General features: G+C 62.6%; 18 protein-coding genes and 4 tRNA genes. 11 read left to right on the forward strand and 11 right to left on the reverse strand.

What is annotated here, in order from left to right:
• The 11 genes from ACOQFP_RS20255 to ACOQFP_RS20305 form a co-directional block, all read right to left on the reverse strand.
• Positions 1–891, reverse strand: a complete 891-nt coding sequence (locus ACOQFP_RS20255) for a phage major capsid protein (RefSeq protein ID WP_206488381.1) — start codon at positions 889–891, stop codon at positions 1–3.
• Between the two features lie 244 nt (positions 892–1,135).
• Positions 1,136–1,609 (reverse strand): hypothetical protein, encoded by a 474-nt coding sequence (locus tag ACOQFP_RS20260; protein ID WP_421585347.1) that lies wholly within the window; start codon positions 1,607–1,609, stop codon positions 1,136–1,138.
• Positions 1,606–1,833, reverse strand: coding sequence for a hypothetical protein (locus ACOQFP_RS20265; RefSeq protein ID WP_421585348.1), 228 nt, complete (start codon positions 1,831–1,833; stop codon positions 1,606–1,608). Before ACOQFP_RS20265 ends, ACOQFP_RS20260 begins: the two co-directional genes overlap by 4 nt.
• A gap of 45 nt (positions 1,834–1,878) precedes the next feature.
• Positions 1,879–2,172 carry a hypothetical protein gene (locus tag ACOQFP_RS20270; protein WP_421585349.1) on the reverse strand — a complete coding sequence of 98 codons (294 nt, stop codon included), beginning with the start codon at positions 2,170–2,172 and terminating at the stop codon, positions 1,879–1,881.
• A gap of 283 nt (positions 2,173–2,455) precedes the next feature.
• The gene (locus tag ACOQFP_RS20275; protein ID WP_206488385.1) at positions 2,456–3,592 is read right to left on the reverse strand and encodes an AAA family ATPase; all 1,137 of its coding nucleotides are present in this window, start codon (positions 3,590–3,592) and stop codon (positions 2,456–2,458) included.
• Complete coding sequence (locus tag ACOQFP_RS20280) at positions 3,589–3,729, reverse strand: hypothetical protein (protein ID WP_206488386.1); 141 nt, start codon at positions 3,727–3,729, stop codon at positions 3,589–3,591. Before ACOQFP_RS20280 ends, ACOQFP_RS20275 begins: the two co-directional genes overlap by 4 nt.
• A gap of 260 nt (positions 3,730–3,989) precedes the next feature.
• Complete coding sequence (locus ACOQFP_RS20285; protein ID WP_421585350.1) at positions 3,990–4,361, reverse strand: hypothetical protein; 372 nt, start codon at positions 4,359–4,361, stop codon at positions 3,990–3,992.
• Positions 4,358–4,585 (reverse strand): excisionase family DNA-binding protein, encoded by a 228-nt coding sequence (locus ACOQFP_RS20290; RefSeq protein ID WP_421585351.1) that lies wholly within the window; start codon positions 4,583–4,585, stop codon positions 4,358–4,360. The genes ACOQFP_RS20285 and ACOQFP_RS20290 overlap by 4 nt, the downstream gene beginning before the upstream one ends.
• Before the next feature lie 523 nt (positions 4,586–5,108).
• Positions 5,109–5,183, reverse strand: a tRNA-Val gene (locus ACOQFP_RS20295).
• A 37-nt stretch (positions 5,184–5,220) separates the two neighbouring features.
• Positions 5,221–5,291, reverse strand: a tRNA-Cys gene (locus ACOQFP_RS20300).
• Positions 5,292–5,308: 17 nt separating this feature from the next.
• A tRNA-Gly gene (locus tag ACOQFP_RS20305) sits at positions 5,309–5,380 on the reverse strand.
• Between the two features lie 242 nt (positions 5,381–5,622).
• On the opposite strand from ACOQFP_RS20305, the gene ACOQFP_RS20310 reads away from it, so the two are divergent.
• The 11 genes from ACOQFP_RS20310 to ACOQFP_RS20360 all read left to right on the forward strand — a co-directional run bounded on the left by ACOQFP_RS20310 (position 5,623) and on the right by ACOQFP_RS20360 (position 16,084).
• A tRNA-Val gene (locus tag ACOQFP_RS20310) sits at positions 5,623–5,694 on the forward strand.
• Positions 5,695–6,178: 484 nt separating this feature from the next.
• Complete coding sequence (locus ACOQFP_RS20315; protein ID WP_421585352.1) at positions 6,179–7,375, forward strand: TRAFAC clade GTPase domain-containing protein; 1,197 nt, start codon at positions 6,179–6,181, stop codon at positions 7,373–7,375.
• A gap of 842 nt (positions 7,376–8,217) precedes the next feature.
• Complete coding sequence (locus ACOQFP_RS20320; protein ID WP_421585383.1) at positions 8,218–8,661, forward strand: hypothetical protein; 444 nt, start codon at positions 8,218–8,220, stop codon at positions 8,659–8,661.
• A gap of 16 nt (positions 8,662–8,677) precedes the next feature.
• Positions 8,678–8,995 carry a hypothetical protein gene (locus ACOQFP_RS20325; protein WP_421585384.1) on the forward strand — a complete coding sequence of 106 codons (318 nt, stop codon included), beginning with the start codon at positions 8,678–8,680 and terminating at the stop codon, positions 8,993–8,995.
• 230 nt (positions 8,996–9,225) lie between these two features.
• The gene (locus ACOQFP_RS20330; RefSeq protein WP_374222360.1) at positions 9,226–9,627 is read left to right on the forward strand and encodes a TIGR02611 family protein; all 402 of its coding nucleotides are present in this window, start codon (positions 9,226–9,228) and stop codon (positions 9,625–9,627) included.
• Between the two features lie 101 nt (positions 9,628–9,728).
• Positions 9,729–11,783 carry a threonine--tRNA ligase gene (gene thrS, locus ACOQFP_RS20335; RefSeq protein ID WP_421585385.1) on the forward strand — a complete coding sequence of 685 codons (2,055 nt, stop codon included), beginning with the start codon at positions 9,729–9,731 and terminating at the stop codon, positions 11,781–11,783.
• Position 11,784: 1 nt separating this feature from the next.
• The gene (locus tag ACOQFP_RS20340) at positions 11,785–12,327 is read left to right on the forward strand and encodes an HIT family protein (RefSeq protein ID WP_206488400.1); all 543 of its coding nucleotides are present in this window, start codon (positions 11,785–11,787) and stop codon (positions 12,325–12,327) included.
• 25 nt (positions 12,328–12,352) lie between these two features.
• Positions 12,353–13,036, forward strand: coding sequence for a phosphatidylinositol phosphate synthase (gene pgsA, locus ACOQFP_RS20345; protein ID WP_206488402.1), 684 nt, complete (start codon positions 12,353–12,355; stop codon positions 13,034–13,036).
• Positions 13,033–13,938, forward strand: a complete 906-nt coding sequence (locus tag ACOQFP_RS20350) for a phosphatidylinositol mannoside acyltransferase (protein ID WP_421585353.1) — start codon at positions 13,033–13,035, stop codon at positions 13,936–13,938. The genes pgsA and ACOQFP_RS20350 overlap by 4 nt, the downstream gene beginning before the upstream one ends.
• Entirely contained in the window at positions 13,935–15,059 is a 1,125-nt protein-coding gene (locus ACOQFP_RS20355) for a glycosyltransferase family 4 protein (RefSeq protein WP_206488406.1), read from the forward strand. The genes ACOQFP_RS20350 and ACOQFP_RS20355 overlap by 4 nt, the downstream gene beginning before the upstream one ends.
• On the forward strand, positions 15,059–16,084 hold the full coding sequence (locus ACOQFP_RS20360) for an NUDIX domain-containing protein (RefSeq protein WP_341245032.1): 1,026 nt from the start codon (positions 15,059–15,061) through the stop codon (positions 16,082–16,084). The genes ACOQFP_RS20355 and ACOQFP_RS20360 overlap by 1 nt, the downstream gene beginning before the upstream one ends.
• Positions 16,085–16,184: the final 100 nt, after the last annotated feature.

Consider the following 16,184-nt stretch of genomic DNA (forward strand, 5'->3'; position numbering starts at 1 on the left):
TCAGGCGATCTTCACGCCGCGCATGACGACGATGGCCTCCGGGTTCACCGGGGCCTGGTCGTAGCGCGCTACGACCCGCAACGCCTGCTGGTCGTAATCGCCGAACGTCTCCCGCAGCAGCGTCACGGTCGGGTTCAGGTCACGAACCACGGTGATCTTTGACGGGTCGAACAGGACGATCGCAGACTCGTTGTTACCGGTGCCGGTGTTCGCCGGAACACGGTTCGTCACGATGACGGGATGCCCCAGCAACCGGTACGCGCCGGCCTCCGTCACGTCCGGTTGCACCAGGTAGCGGCCACCCGTGTCTTTGAGTTTGCGGATCTTCACGAAATCACGCGAATGCATGATCCATGCGAGCTTCGTGGGATCGACCTCGGCACCCAACGCCAGGCCCTCTGCGTCGTGGAGAGTGTCGATCGACGGGACACCTACCGCGGCCATCGACTGCACCCCGGTCATCGACAGAATGCCGAGCGGCTGCGTACGGAAGCCGCCAACCACCGCACCATTGCCCGCGATAAACGTGTCATCGAGCTTGCCCGCGGTATCGGCCACCATCCGGTCCTGAATGGCCGTCACAGTCTCCACGATCGACTGCCGCGCCAACTCGTTCGAGAACCGGTGCAAGCTCTTCACCGACTTGATCCGAGGGTCCAACAGCAGAACCTCACCGAACGTCGGCTCCGTCTCGGTAATCAGCTCGTTCTCGCCATGCCACACCGGACTCGTGTGACCGGTGTACGTCGGTATCCGAACAGGGCCATGCGAGTCGATGATCTTCACGCCCGAATTGAGAATCACAGATGCCTTCTGCAACGGCACCGTGACGATGTTGCGCACGTCCTCGGGACTGAGAACTGATGCGCCGGTAGTAGTTGAACCTGCCATGATGAACTCCTGAAATGAGGGTCGCCGGGCAGAGAAGTAATCAGAGCCCGGCACGGGAAAGGCGCACTGCGCCAAAGGGATTCACGACCCGCGAGCATCACGCTCAAGCGGATCAGATGAGGTGCCAGACCCCGGTAAAACCAAGCAACAGACACAGCGCCAGGCCAGTTCCGTCACAGTGACGATACACCCAAACACGAGATGCCCCCGGCTGACACAGCCGAGGGCACCCCGCCGAACACCATCACTCAGACGACTGGAACAAATCCACGAACGCCGACCGACCCGACGCCACATCGGCCTCCACACCATCCGAGCCCGCCGGCTGATACGGACGCACTCCACCAAGCGGAGCGCCACCCGCCGACGCCACCCGCGGACCCAGATGCGGCCGCTCAGACACCAACGTCTGCGCCGCCTCCAGATACTTACCCGGATCAGGCTTCCCGTCATCACCGAGCAACGATGCCGAATCGACGAACCGAGTCAGGTCAGACGGGTCCGTCAACACATCCGACAACCCCGCCAACGCCGCACTAGCCGCACGCTCGTTCGCCTCAGTCCGCAACGCATCACGCTCCGCCTTCAAATCCGCAGCCGACTGACGATGCCCCGCCGACTCCGACCGCAAATCACCGATCAACTTCTGCGCCCAACCCGGCAACGACGCCACCGTCTCGCCAGAACGCGGGGGAGTACCAGGAACCGGTGCACTCATGACCGACCCTCCGAATCTTCGAGAGTCAGCAACTGCTTCGACTTACGAGCGAACTCGTCGAGCAACGAATCCATGTGATGCAACTGCCGAGGCGTGAACGTCCGCGTCCGCCGAGACAACCCATGCAACCGGCGCGCCAAGTTACCGCGCGCCAACTCCAACAGGTCCGCCCCCTCTCGCGCCGAAGGGACGTGATTACCCGGAACGGGATGTGAAGATGTCATGTCAGTCCTACTTTCCGGCCCTGTGAGAGCCACTGTGAGCGATCTTTAGGTGTCAGTCGGGTCAGAGTGCCCGGCGACGGTTTGGAGGTACGCAATACGCGTACGTTGCAGCGCGGCCCCGGTCTCAGATTCGGGAACCCCGACCGCGCGGTGATACATGTCCGCGAAAGAAGCCGCGAGCGAAGCGAACGCAAAGATCAGCCGCCCATACTCACTCGGGTCCAACGCCACGATCAGCGCATTCACGTCGGCATACCGGCCATCAGCCGCCAACGACGCAAGGCTCATCGCACTGGTCAACGCCTCGTCGGTCAGGGCGTCAGGGTGAGGTTCGGTCATGGTGTACTCCTCGGTTGTGTCCCGTCGAAAGCGGGGTTAGTGGTTGTTGACCAGTATCCCGTGCAGGTCAGAGCAGCTATTGAGCAGACGTGACCCAACCATGACCTAGTGCACGCGGGGTTTTGACCCACCCCGAACCCAACCCCGACAACCCGATCACGCTTCGGGGGTGTGTGTTGGGGTTGGTTATTCCGTACGTCCGCTCTCTCTAGAGATGAGAGTGCGGACGGACTTACGGTGGGGGTTCGGAAATAGTCCGGAATTAGTCCGGAATTAGTGGACATCAGCTCTCTTCCCCTTCGGTCCAGAGTGCGGCTGTCCTGATGTAGTGGGCGCGTCGTTCGGTGCCTGTGTTTCGGAGGGAGCCGTGTTCGACCAGCAGTTTGAGGGCTTCGTAGAAGGAGGATTTCTTCATGCCGTCTTCTTCTGCGAGGGTGCGGATCGTTGTGGATGAGAGGCCGTCTGAGGTCATTTTGGTCCGGAGTATGTCCATGAGTCGGGCGGCGTTTTTCTCGACTGCGAGGGCGTTATTCCGGACTCCGTTTCCGGAATTACTGTCGTTGGCGATGAAGACGAGTGTGTGGCGTTGTGATTCGGTGGCGTCAGGCATATTTGTGCTGCTCACGGTGTGTTCGATGAGTCGGTAGTGGTAGTCCATGCCTGCGGGTACGTCTTTGTGTTTTTCGACGTGGAGCTTGGCGATGAGTTCGGAGCCTTCGAGGCGTAGGTCGGACCAGACGGCCCCGTCCCATGAGTTGCTGCCGCGTCCTGCTGTACCGGTTCGTGCGCTGTGGTGGACTCCGAGGACTGTGCAGTTGGCGGCGGCCTGGATAGTTTCGGCGGCGTGGATGGCTCTGCCTTGTTCGGTTGCTGAGTTCTCTTCGAGGCCGACTGTGCATCGGGCGCGGGTGTCGAGGATGAGGAGGTCTGCGTCGACATCTCGTACGAGGTCGATTGCGTCTGAGATGTCGACGATGCTTCCGAGTTGGATGGGGCAGGGGAGGATGTACAGCCATCCGTCGAGTTCGGTGGGGTCGACGCCGGATAGTTCGCACCATGCGATGAAGCGGGCTCGTAGGCCGGTTGCGCCTTCGGCTGCTACGTAGACGACTTTGGCGCGTTTGGGGATGCGGTGGCCTTCCCAGTTGCTCATGCCGACTGCGAGTGCGCAGGCCATTCCGCAGGTGGCGAATGATTTGTAGGTTCCTGGTGCGCCGGCGAGTTGGGCGAGGGTGTCGCGGTACAGCACGCCTGAGATGAGGGGTTCGACGTCGCCGAGTTGTTTGAGGTCCGATACGGAGAGCAGTCGGTCTTTGAGTGGGACGCGGGGGATCGTGGTCGTGTCGTCGAGGGGTGGGGGTTCGTCGGGTGGTTGCCAATCGTCGTCGAATGTCGGTGCGCCTGGGATAGCAACGCTCATAGCCACCTGCCTTCGCTGCCCTCGGTGCGTCGTTGCCGGGCGTCGATGGTGTCGAGTGCTTCGGCGATGCGGTGGAGTGAGGCAGCTTTGATGAGTTCGATGTCGGCTCGATCACGTTGTGTTGCAACGTATGTCACTGATCGGAACCGCCGGTTGAGGTCTGCGAGTAATGCTTCGATGTCAGGCACGTCCGTCACCGGCCCGGTTGTGGGCGGGGTCGCGGCGGCCGCATTCGAGCGGGGGTAACCGCCACGCTGCAACGCGTCGTCGTGCGTACTGCTCGCGCAATACGACGTGTCCGGGCTTGAGTGCCTTAGACTCATGTTCGGATTCGGTGGCTTGGCGGCGACTGCTATCTGTGGAGGGCTTCCCGTGGGTGGGGAGCCCTTCGTCATATTCAGGTGTCATCGCGGACCGCCTCGGGTGCGGTGCCGTATCCGGCTTCGCGGAGTAGCTGGGTCATCGCGTCTAGTGGCATCACTGCCAGCCATTGGGAGGGGTCACCGAGCCCGCGGCGCTTCACGACGAGCACGGCGTGATCTGCGCGGGCCTCGTCTTTCTGCTCGTCAAGCTCCCGGAACCATTCGGGCCAGGCGTAGGCGTGCCGGTCTTTCACCTGAACTGTGATGCCGGGGCAGGCGTGGAGGTCGCCGGCGTCTCGGAAGTATCCGGCGCGTGTGCGTTCGGTGCCGGGAAAGCCATTGCCGCGTAGGAAGTCTCGAACCGCCCGCTCGGCCCGGTCGCCTTTGAGCTTGTTCGCGTTGGTCACGCGATGTGCCCGGTCTGAATCGGGCGAGCGAGAGCGTCGATCTGTTCGAGGTCAACTCGAAGCAACTTGCCGCCTACTCGGTAGCCCGTGATCCTTCCCTCGGCGATCCATCGCTGAATTGTCCGTTCTGAAACGTCCAGTTGTTCGGCCGCAGCCGAGATGCGGGCCAGCCGGCGGGAATAGTTGCCCCCGGTACCGGGTGCAGGGTTCACTTGCTTTGTCATTGAGTCCGCCTCGGTGACATGGAGGGTTCAGTCCTGGCAGGGATCTGAACCCTCGTGTGGATTCGGTCTGGCCGAACTGCGGGTGTCGGGCATCAAGCCCTAACTTGATGCCCGACATCGTTCGACAGACACGACGGTAGGGGCCGCATGGCGAACTTGAAAGGCGAAAGCCCTGGTAGTTGCGTCGACGCAACCGATTTCACTGACTGGTCGAGGCTACGCGCGGTAGACGCGGTGTAGACGCAGGTCGAGACCGTGACGCAACCGGAAATTTCACGTTGTGGGCGTCCGCCCTGGTACGCATGCACGGTGGTTGCGCGTGCGTTGGTTAGTGGGAGTCAGGCCTGCCGTAGACGCGCGGTAGACAGCGCGCAACCGAGGCGGTCACTGAAATTGCAACTGTGATCGTCGTCACACTCGGTCAGAGCGAGTCAGGGGAAGTCGTGACCTCAATCTGGGTCACGGGTGGGTCAGGGCAACAAGAAAGGCCCCCTCGAAAGGGGGCCTGACCTGGTCTTTCTTCTGGTGCGCGATACTGGGATTGAACCAGTGACCTCTTCCGTGTCAGGGAAGCGCTCTCCCGCTGAGCTAATCGCGCATGTCCTCGCATCGGCCTTGCAGCCGACGCACTAGCGAGGTGGAGACGGGAATCGAACCCGTGTGCACGGCTTTGCAGGCCGTTGCCTCACCACTCGGCCACTCCACCATGGGTCGAGACCCTCGAGCGGATGACGGGATTCGAACCCGCGACCCTCACCTTGGCAAGGTGATGCGCTACCACTGCGCCACATCCGCGTACCCCGGAAGCAATCACTGCTGGGCAGTTGCTGTCTCCGTGGTGCGGGGAAAACATTAACCCAACGGGAGTGAAACTCACAAATCTCGTGGTCAGCTGCAGAATTAGCCCATTCGGCACCTGTGACCGATGTGAAATCAGTGGCGTGACAAACACTGTCGAGGTACGGCGGCAGTGACGTCGGCGCTCGACAGGCGATTCGGTTCGCCGCGACACCTCGTGTTAATGTTTTGCCTCGTTCGGTCCCGTGGCTCAGTGGGAGAGCGTCCGCTTCACACGCGGAAGGTCGCTGGTTCGATCCCAGCCGGGACCACAACAAGAAACCGCCTGTTAACAGGCGGTTTCTTGCGTTTTAGGCAGACAGAATTTCTTGGGTGCGCGAGCTCTACTGATTTTTGGGTCTTGGCGGGCACTGCTGGTTGTGCGACGGCTTGGCCCGCCAGCTCATGCATTTCGCCGCGGCGGCCGTCGAAGCACGAAGGTGGACTATCTGGTCACCTCGATGCCGGTGGTGTCGGCCGCTCCGCTGCAGGTAGCCGACTGGATCCGGAATTGGGCAGTTCGAGAACCGACTGCCCTGGGTTCGGGATGTCTGGTTCGACGAGTAACGCTCCGCTCGGCCGACCACGACAACATCGCTGCCGCGCTACGGCATCACAGCCGCAACCCGCACCGGCCGGTAGACCTTTTTTATGCAGCTTGACGTATGGCAATTTGATTTGACTGGGCCTGGTCATCGGGCTGAAGTGCACCCGTCCTTACCGATATCTTCGGACGGCTGGGATAGATTTCCAGCCATGGCTAAGCATCCGCGGATTCGGCAACAGAACATCGCAGTGTTTGGTGAGTCTGGGTCGGGCAAGACCGTGCTGGTCTCATCGTTCTACGGCCGTACTCAGGAGGGTTCCTACAAGAACGACCTGTGGGATCTAGTGGCCGACAAGGGCGGGCAGGGAAATCGCCTATACCAGAACTACCTCGGCATGCGCGACAGCGCACAAGCGCCCATGACGAACCGCTTTCTGAACACCACATACGACTTCTCGGTCAAGCTCAAAGCCGGGGAAGGCGATGAGGAAAAGGCCCGTCCATTCGACGAGTTGCGCCTTGCGTGGCACGACTACCCGGGTGACTGGTTTCAGGACGATCCCAGCAGCGAGGAAGAGAACCTGCACCGGATCGACACATTCAGGACCCTTCTCAGTTCGGATGTTGCCCTCCTCCTCGTGGATGGACAGAAACTCCTTGACCACCGCGGCGAGGAAGAGCGATACCTCAAGTCCCTCTTGCACAACTTCCGCCAGACCTTGGCCCGACTCAAGGGCCCTCTCCTTGGCGATGACGGGCCGCTGATCGAGTTCCCTCGAATCTGGATCTTGTCATTGTCCAAGGCCGACCTGTTCCCCGACTGGGACGTGAATACGTTCCGTGATCTCGCCATCCTGAAGGCTGCTGACGATATCGAGCAGCTTCGCTCGACAATCGCGGGCATGATTGTCACGCCGGACGCGCTGTCCATCGGCGAGGATTTCATGCTCCTTTCGTCTGCCAAGTTCGAACTCAAGGCGGACAGTGCAGAGCCGGTCGAGATCGACCTGAAACAGCGCATCGGCCTGGACCTGGTGCTCCCCATCGCGTCACTTCTGCCGCTGGAGCGCCGTGTCCTGTGGGAGGAGAAGATGAAGCTCCCATGGAAGGTGGCTGACACGCTCGCTGACGGGGCGGACGTAATCGCAGCGGCCATGGCTGGTGTCAAGTTCACAAGATTCGAGAAGCTCCTTCGAATGGTCACCAAGAACGATGCACAGGCGGCGTTCGTGGCCAAGGCTCTCCCTACGGCGTTCGCTGCTGCGATCAAGATCGTTGGCCCGAAACTCAAGGAGATGAACGAGGACGCACGCGCGAAGCATCTGTACCTGCGGGCCATGCTGACGCAGTTCAAAATTGACCTCGACCAAGCGGTGACCGAGAACGTGCTCAGGAAGCAGAAGTGACTGTGCGAGGGGTGTCTCGGTCACACCTCATCTGGGCGACTCGCGGCCGGAATTGGGGTTTTCGATTCTTGCTCGATGCGGGCCTGGGTGATCCGCTTCCAGAGTACGAGCGTGCATTCGCCGAACTCGCGGACGAACCCGCGGCTTGGCACCGAAACGTACAAGTGGTCGCCGTGCGATTCCCGGACCCGGAGGGGCGACGAGACGCAGCGGGACGAGTCATCCCCCAAGAGTTCGTAGTCTTTGGTGACGGAGCTGACTTTGTGAACTCCGTGTACGACGGAGTGCAGCACCTGTGGCCGCTAGTCGAACAATCCTTCGAACGTGTGTGGGCTGCCGATACGGCACCGTCCGTCGGCAACCTGCGCTTCGACTGAGCGGCCTCAGCTGATATCAAGAAAAGCTTCTCAAGAGGGCCGTGTGAGACGCCGTGGAGCTACCCGATGGTGTGGCGAATCTCAACCGGCAAAGGCTCAGTGGTACTCCTCTCGGCGAGTAGCACTGCCGTTTCCTGCCCAGGCTGTTTGTCGCGCTGTGCTGCGCAACCGGTCAGCGCAGCGCTCTAGGCGCAGTCGCCAGACGCCGCGGTTGAGCGTTGGCCTATCGGCACTGGTCGGTTGGTTTGGCTTGGGGGGTTCGACGTGCCTGCCTGAGTTGTGTCAGCGCTTGTCTTTATCGTCTCAGCAGTCCAGAAATGCTGAGCTACCGATAGAGCGGAGGACGCCGTGAACGCGCCGTACGTCTCGATCAACGTCTGATCGATAACTCGCTTGCCGCCATGCTCGCCGGCCGTCGAGGTCTACAGCAAGCCGCAGATGACTAATCGCGATGAGGCCACTGTCATGCTCGTAGTCAACGCTTGGGAGCTGGCGCTCAAGGCGACACTGCGCCAGCAGAGGCAGTCGATTTCTATTCCCAAAAAGCCGGGCCAGAGATACTTGTCGATCTCGATCGACGACGCCCTCGGGCGCGTGAATGCGGGAAACATGTGGTCTGGCAGCGTGGACGGCACCGCCACGACCGTCAACATGAGAGCCCTCGCACAGTACCGGGAATCGGGCAATTCACCTGTACAACGCCCAGGGGCTCGCGGCAGAGATTCGTCCTATCCTGCAGCAAAACGTTCTGAACTTTCGCGACTTCGTGCTGGCGAAGTTCACGAAAGATCTCGCCGACTCTGTGACCTGGCAGCTCCTGCCGCTCGGCGCGCGCGTGGTCGCGGTGTAGACGACGGCGGATGGGCAGATCGCCATCCAGAAGACCGATCCGAACCTGACCCATCCTGACAGCGCCAAGGAACTCATACAACGCGTCAAAAAGAAGCGCTCGGGGCGGGAGTTGAATAGCTACGACCTTCAAACGATCTGCTGGAAAGAGTCGCTGAGTGATAACCAGAAACATGCTTGGAATCACAGCAACGCGGCAACCCATGTGTGGTCTGGAGCAGCGGTCGATTACCTCAGCTCTGTCACTGACGAGCGCTTTGAGAAGCTTCGAGACGAGTACCGTGCGTACCAGCGGAACATGCGGGGCGCAGGCGAACTAATCGCGGTCGCGTGGTGCATTCGTCTCGCCTCAGTCGAGATGTCCGATCGAGGCACCCAGTATGGATCTCGATGATTTGGACCGCGACCGCCCGCGGCGTGTCAGAAGTGTGATGGCGCTCAGCGCCCCTGAACATAGGGTTAGCCTTTCCGAACAGGTTTATCACATCTGGTTCGATCCCAGCCGGGACCACAGAAAAGAAGGCCCGCACCGCCCGTCGGTGCGGGCCTTCTCGTGTTCGAGGTCGGTAACCTTGGTCGGTGAGCAGCGAACGATCGAAGCCCGAGACCGTCGAGCAGACTCCGGTGCACAAGGCGAAGGTGAAGCACCGTCGGTTTCGAGCGCGCATTGCCGAGAACAAGTCCCTCGATCTCGGCTACCGAATCACGGTCGGCGTGGTCGGAACGCTGGTGCTGGCGCTGGGTGTGGTGGCCATTCCCTACCCGGGGCCGGGCTGGCTGATCGTGTTCGCCGGCCTCGGAATTCTGGCCTCGGAATTCGCGTGGGCCAAGAGCGCCCTGCGATTCGTTCGCAAGCGGTATGACGAGTTCATGGACTGGTTCTCCACGCAGTCGTTCGTGATCAAAGGAATCGGTGTGCTGTTCACCACCGTGGTCGTGGTCCTGACGCTGTGGTTGCTCGGCACGTTCGCACTGGTCGGAGGCTGGTTCGGCATCGACTGGGGTTGGCTCGCCAGTCCGATCTGACGGACGCGCCGCGCTGAAGGTCGATCAGTGGGCTGTTGCCGATAGGCTGTCGGAGGCCTTCCTGGCCAGAAGAACCGATCGAGGAGTATATCGCTGTGAGCATGCCCGCTGTCGTCACCGTTCCACCCGCCCGCATCATGGTGCCGGCAGGAACGACGGCAGGTACGGCGCTCCGCGAGACCGGATTGCCCAACAAGGGACCGGAGGCCATCGTCGTCGTGCGAGATGCCGACGGCAGGCTCCGTGATCTCTCGTGGGCACCGGAGGTCGACGTCGAGGTCGAGCCGGTTCCGGCGAACACGGAGGACGGGCGCAGCGTCATCAGGCATTCGGCCGCACACGTGTTGGCGCAGGCCGTTCAAGAGCTCTTTCCCGCCGCCAAGCTGGGTATCGGACCGTTCATCAAGGACGGCTTCTATTACGACTTCGATGTCGAGCAGCCGTTCACGCCCGAGGATCTGACCGCCCTCGAGAAGAAAATGAAGCAGATCGTCAAAGCCGGCCAGCGCTTTTCGCGCCGGGTGTACGAATCCGTCGAGCAGGCACGCGAGGAACTTGCGAACGAGCCGTACAAGCTCGAACTGATCGACGACAAGTCCGTCATCGACGATCCGGAGGTCATGGAGGTCGGTGGGGGAGAGCTGACCGCATACGACAATCTCAATCCCCGGACCGGCGAGCGCATCTGGGGAGATCTGTGCCGTGGTCCGCACATCCCCACCACGAAGTACGTGCCCGCGTTCAAGCTCACCCGTAGTTCGGCCGCGTACTGGCGCGGTAATCAGGACAACGCGGGCCTGCAGCGCATCTACGGAACTGCGTGGGAGTCCGCCGAGGCACTCGATGCCTATCTCGAACTGCTGGCCGAGGCCGAGCGTCGCGATCATCGCAAGCTCGGATCCGAGCTCGACCTGTTCAGTTTCCCCGATGAACTGGGATCCGGCCTGCCGGTGTTCCACCCCAAGGGCGGTGTGATTCGCAACGAGCTGGAGAACTACTCACGCCAGCGGCACATCGAGGAGGGGTACGAGTTCGTCAACACCCCGCACATCACCAAGGGGCACCTCTACGAGGTATCGGGTCACCTCGACTGGTACAGGGACGGCATGTTCCCGGCGATGCACCTGGACGCCGAACTCGACGAGAACGGTGAGGTGCGCAAGCCCGGCCAGGACTACTACCTCAAGCCGATGAACTGCCCGATGCACAATCTGATCTTCCGCTCCCGCGGCCGCTCGTACCGTGAACTGCCGTTGCGACTGTTCGAGTTCGGATCGGTCTACCGCTACGAGAAGTCCGGTGTCATCCACGGTCTGACCAGGGTGCGAGGCATGACCCAGGACGACGCGCACATCTTCTGCACCCGCGAGCAGATGCGCGGCGAGCTCACCAGCACCCTGCAATTCGTACTCGGCTTGCTCAAGGACTACGGCCTGGACGATTTCTACCTCGAACTCTCCACTCGCAACCCGGAGAAGTCGGTCGGTAGCGACGAGGTCTGGGAAGAGGCGACCAACACCCTGGCGGAGGTGGCGGCTGCCTCGGGGCTCGATCTCGTGCCCGATCCGGGCGGTGCCGCGTTCTACGGACCGAAGATCTCTGTGCAGGCAAAAGATGCACTCGGGCGCACCTGGCAGATGTCGACCATTCAGCTCGATTTCAACCTCCCCGAACGGTTCGAGCTCGAATACACCGCGTCGGGTGGCACCAAGGAACGCCCGGTGATGATTCACCGAGCACTGTTCGGGTCCATCGAGCGCTTCTTCGGCGTACTCACCGAGCACTACGCAGGTGCGTTCCCGGCGTGGCTCGCGCCGGTGCAGGTCGTCGGTATCCCGGTGGCCGAGGTGCACCAGGATCACCTGTTCGCGGTGGTGAACGAATTGAAGAAGCGCGGCGTGCGCGCAGAGGTGGACGCCAGCGACGACCGGATGCAGAAGAAGATCTTCAATCAGACCGCACAGAAGATCCCCTTCATGCTTCTCGCCGGTGAGCGTGATGTCGAAGCGGGAGCGGTGAGCTTCCGCTTCCGGGACGGCACACAGGTCAACGGTGTTCCGGTTGCACAGGCAGTCGCCACGATCACCGACTGGATCTCGCAGCGCAACAACGCGTCACCGACCGCCGACCTCGTGCAGACCAGTGGAGTGAGCTGACATGCCCGATCATGACGAATCGATCGTCGCCACCGGTGCGGGTGAGCCCGATCGGCTGCAACGACTGTGGACACCGCACCGGATGTCCTACATCGCCGAGGCCCCGCAGACCTCGACGAAGTCGAGTGAGCCGTTCTCCGACATTCCCAAGATGAGCGACGAGGACGGTCTGGTCGTCGCACGGGGCGAATCGGTCTACGCGGTGCTCAACCTGTACCCGTACAACCCCGGCCACGCGATGATCGTGCCGTACCGCCGGGTAGCGGCACTCGAAGACCTCACCCCTGCCGAGAGCGCCGAGTTGATGGCGTTCACGCAGCAGATGATCCGGGTCATCAAGCGGGTGTCCAGCCCGCACGGCTTCAACGTGGGGCTCAACCTCGGTGCGGCAGCCGGCGGCTCGTTGGCCGAGCACCTACACCAGCACATCGTGCCGCGGTGGGGCGGCGACGCGAACTTCATCACCGTGATCGGTGGCGCGAAGGTCATGCCACAGTTGCTTCGCGACACACGGGCCCTGCTCGCGTCGGCCTGGAACGAATGAAACACCCGCGAGAGGAGCACTCGCCGTGCTGAGCATTTTCGGCCGTGCGCCGGTTTCGAAGGTGACGGCACCGCTCGGCCGCGCTCTCAACAGCACCGGACTGACCCCGGACTCGGTGACGATCATCGGCACCGTCGTCACCGTCACCGCGGCAGTGACGATGTTCCCCGCCGGCTACCTGTGGTGGGGTTCGATCGTCATCACCCTGTTCGTGCTCTTCGACATGCTCGACGGTGCGATGGCACGGGCGCGGGGTGGCGGCACCAAGTACGGTGCCGTTCTCGACGCGACATGCGATCGCGTGGCCGACGGCGCAATCTTCGGTGGCCTGGCCTGGTGGGCGGTGTATTCCGAGCAGAACAAGCTGCTGCTGGTAGCCACCCTGATCTGCCTGGTCACCTCGCAGGTGATCTCCTACGCCAAGGCGCGCGCAGAGGCCAGTGGTCTCTCGGCCGATGGCGGTTGGATCGAACGCCCGGACCGCCTCGTCATCGTGCTCGTCGGAGCCGGATTCACCGGCGTGGGCCGACACTTCGGCATTCCGTGGCTGGACAGCCTGATCTACCCCGCGATGTGGGTGCTCGCCGCGCTGAGCATCGTGACGGTCTTCCAACGGGTACTGGCAGTCCGCGGATCCGCGGGCGCACGCGACATCATCGCGCCGTCGTCGGCCACGGCCTCCGACGACGGAGATGTGGCACCGTCGTGAACCTCTCCGAGAGGGCCAGCGACCTCGGATACGCAGCCGGGTGGCGACTGGTGCGGTCACTGCCCGAGGGCGTGGCGCGAGAACTCTTCGATCGAGGTGCCGACTTCGCGTCGGGGCGACATGGTGGCCCGGATCAGTTGCGGCGCAATCTTGCTCGCGTACTCGCCACGACTCCCGGTCAGGTTCCCGACGAGTTGATTCGAGACAGTGTCCGCTCGTACGCCCGCTACTGGCGCGAGGCGTTCCGGCTACCGTCGATGGATCTGGCCGCGCAGGCAGCAGTCGTCGATCGGTGCGTGAACGGCAAGGAACATCTGGAGAGTGCACTCGCGGCCGGCAAAGGAGTGGTGCTGGCACTGCCGCACAGCGGCAACTGGGATATGGCCGGAATGTGGCTGGTGCGCACCCACGGTGGGCTCTCGACCGTTGCCGAGCGCCTGAAGCCCGAATCTCTGTACCAGCGATTCGTCGCCTATCGGGAGAGCCTGGGCTTCGAGATCTTCCCGCTCAGCGGTGGTGAACAACCGCCCCTTCTCGCACTGTCGGAAAGGCTGCGCAAGAACAAGGTGGTCTGCCTGCTCGGCGAGCGAGACCTCGCCAAGCACGGGGTGCCCGTCACGTTCTTCGGTGAACCGACCCGGATGCCCGCCGGTGCCGCGAAGCTTGCGATCGACACCGGCGCGACGTTGCTGCCGGTGCACGGCTACTTCGATGGCGACGGCTGGGGTTTCGACATCTCGCCCGCAGTGGATGTCTCGGCAGGCGTGGGGCCCGCCACCCAGACGTTGGCCGATCACTTCGCTGCCGGAATCCGGGCACACCCGGCGGACTGGCACATGCTTCAGCCGCTGTGGATGAGCGACTGGTCGGCCGAACGGCGAGCCCGAATCGAGGGCACGTGAAGATCGGCATGGTCTGCCCCTACTCGTTCGACGTTCCCGGCGGCGTACAGGCCCATGTTCAGCAGTTGGCCGAGGTGTTCATCGAACGTGGACACCGCGTGAGCGTCCTCGCACCGGCATCGGACGACGTCGAACTGCCGGAGTTCGTGGTCTCGGCAGGTGAGGCACTCGCCATCCCGTACAACGGATCGGTCGCTCGTCTGCGATTCGGGCCGGTGACCTACTCCCGAATCCGAAAGTGGATCTCGGACAACGATTTCGACGTCTTGCACATTCACGAACCGAACGCGCCGAGTCTGTCGATGCTTGCGCTCAAAGCGGCGGACGGTCCGATCGTGGCGACCTTCCACACCTCCACCACGAAGTCATTGGTGCTCAGTACCTTTCAAGGCGTTCTCAGGCCCTACCACGAGAAGATCAGCGGACGGATCGCCGTCTCGGAACTCGCCCGACGCTGGCAGGTCGAGGCCCTCGGCTCCGACGCGGTCGAGATTCCCAACGGTGTCGATGTGCCGGCGTTCGCCGATGCCGCGCTGCTCGAAGGCTACCCGCGTCCCGGTCGTACAGTGCTTTTCCTCGGCCGATTCGACGAACCGCGGAAGGGAATGGCCGTCCTGCTCGCCGCCCTACCCACACTGGTCCGATCGCATCCCGACATCGAGATTCTCATCGTCGGTCGCGGCGACGAGGACAAGCTCCGGAAAGAGGCGGGGGAGCTGGCGTCACACCTGAGGTTCCTCGGTCAGGTGGACGACGCCACGAAAGCCTCGGCAATGCGCAGCGTCGATGTCTATTGTGCGCCCAACCTCGGTGGTGAGAGCTTCGGTATCGTGCTCGTCGAAGCCATGGCCGCCGGAACGCCGGTGGTGGCAAGCGAACTGGACGCTTTCCGTCGAGTCCTGCGCGACGGCACCTGCGGACTGCTGGTTCCGATCGACGATGCCGCCGCCCTCGCGGCGGCAGTGAGCTCGATTCTGTCCGACGACGCTGTCAGAGGTCCACTGATCGACGCTGCGTCGGCGGCTGTCTCCGCCTACGACTGGCCGGTGGTCGCCGAGCAGATTCTCCGGGTGTACGACACCGTCACCATCGGCGGCCAGAAAGTTCGAGCGGCGACCTGATGACTCTTTCCGCTCTCACCATCCTGGTACTCGGACTGATCGCAGTCCTGATACTCGTGGTCGGTCTCTGGGCCTACGGAACCGCCAACCGGCTCGATCGCTTGCACGTACGGACCGATCTTGCCTGGCAGGCGCTGGACGCTGCGCTCGCCCGCCGTGCCGTCGTCGCCCGGGCCGTGTCCGCTGCCACGCGAGACTCGGCACCGTCGAGCAGGGAACTCGCCGCATTGGCGGATCGAGCCGAGCGCGCCGATCGGTCGCAGCGGGAGGATGCAGAGAACGCCGTGTCGATGTCCTTGGCCGTCGTGGAACCGAACGATCTGCCTCCGCAGTTGGTCGCCGAACTGGCCGATGCCGAGGCTCGGGTGCTGATCGCGCGACGGTTCCACAACGATGCCGTTCGCGACACCCTGGCGCTCCGTGAACGACGTCCGGTTCGGTGGCTGCATCTCGGCGGCACGGCCGCCCTGCCGTCGTACTTCGAGATTGCCGAGCGTTCTGCCGCTGCGACCTTCGGTGCCGAGAATCGGGCAACGCCGCGGACCTCGGCGCGGGTGGTGCTGCTGGACGAGCGGGGCCGGGTGCTGCTGTTGCGCGGGCACGACCCGACGGCTCCCGACACGTTCTTCTGGTTCACGATCGGTGGAGCCGTGGAGAAGGGCGAGTCGCTGCGCGATGCCGCCGTCCGAGAGGTCCGCGAGGAAACTGGTCTGGACGTTGCTGCGGCCGATCTGCGAGGTCCGCTGTGGCGCCGGGTCGCCACCTTCCCTTTCAACGGAACTCTGATCAGATCGGAGGAATTGTTCTTTGCGTACCGAACTCAGGAGTTCGAGCCGCACAGCGCCGGATTCACCGACTTGGAGCGTCGGATCGTGACGGGGCACCGGTGGTGCATGGAATCGGACATCCGTGGTTTCGGTGCAGTCGGCGAGAATGTCTATCCGCAGGATCTCGCCGAGTTGCTCGACGAGGTCAACGTGGCGCTCGCCCGCCGCGGAGATCCGGACGTGCGCGCGATCCGCTGACAATCTGGACCTCGTCGAGCAGGCCAGCAATCGTCAAGTGGTTATGGGAATCGGCGCAGCGGAAGCCTAGTGTTCTGGGCGCGACTTCGCGCCGCAGCCC

The organism is Rhodococcus sp. MALMAid1271, assembly GCF_049195265.1.
In the GTDB taxonomy this organism is placed as follows: domain Bacteria; phylum Actinomycetota; class Actinomycetes; order Mycobacteriales; family Mycobacteriaceae; genus Rhodococcoides.

Bases quoted from the DNA above. Each gene is read 5' to 3' on its own strand.
- ACOQFP_RS20255 (WP_206488381.1), bottom strand. From the start codon at position 891: ATGGCAGGTTCAACTACTACCGGCGCATCAGTTCTCAGTCCCGAGGAC.
- ACOQFP_RS20260 (WP_421585347.1), bottom strand. From the start codon at position 1,609: ATGAGTGCACCGGTTCCTGGTACTCCCCCGCGTTCTGGCGAGACGGTG.
- ACOQFP_RS20265 (WP_421585348.1), bottom strand. From the start codon at position 1,833: ATGACATCTTCACATCCCGTTCCGGGTAATCACGTCCCTTCGGCGCGA.
- ACOQFP_RS20270 (WP_421585349.1), bottom strand. From the start codon at position 2,172: ATGACCGAACCTCACCCTGACGCCCTGACCGACGAGGCGTTGACCAGT.
- ACOQFP_RS20275 (WP_206488385.1), bottom strand. From the start codon at position 3,592: ATGAGCGTTGCTATCCCAGGCGCACCGACATTCGACGACGATTGGCAA.
- ACOQFP_RS20290 (WP_421585351.1), bottom strand. From the start codon at position 4,585: ATGACAAAGCAAGTGAACCCTGCACCCGGTACCGGGGGCAACTATTCC.
- ACOQFP_RS20315 (WP_421585352.1), top strand. From the start codon at position 6,179: ATGGCTAAGCATCCGCGGATTCGGCAACAGAACATCGCAGTGTTTGGT.
- ACOQFP_RS20320 (WP_421585383.1), top strand. From the start codon at position 8,218: ATGCTCGTAGTCAACGCTTGGGAGCTGGCGCTCAAGGCGACACTGCGC.
- thrS (WP_421585385.1), top strand. From the start codon at position 9,729: ATGCCCGCTGTCGTCACCGTTCCACCCGCCCGCATCATGGTGCCGGCA.
- ACOQFP_RS20340 (WP_206488400.1), top strand. From the start codon at position 11,785: ATGCCCGATCATGACGAATCGATCGTCGCCACCGGTGCGGGTGAGCCC.
- ACOQFP_RS20360 (WP_341245032.1), top strand. From the start codon at position 15,059: ATGACTCTTTCCGCTCTCACCATCCTGGTACTCGGACTGATCGCAGTC.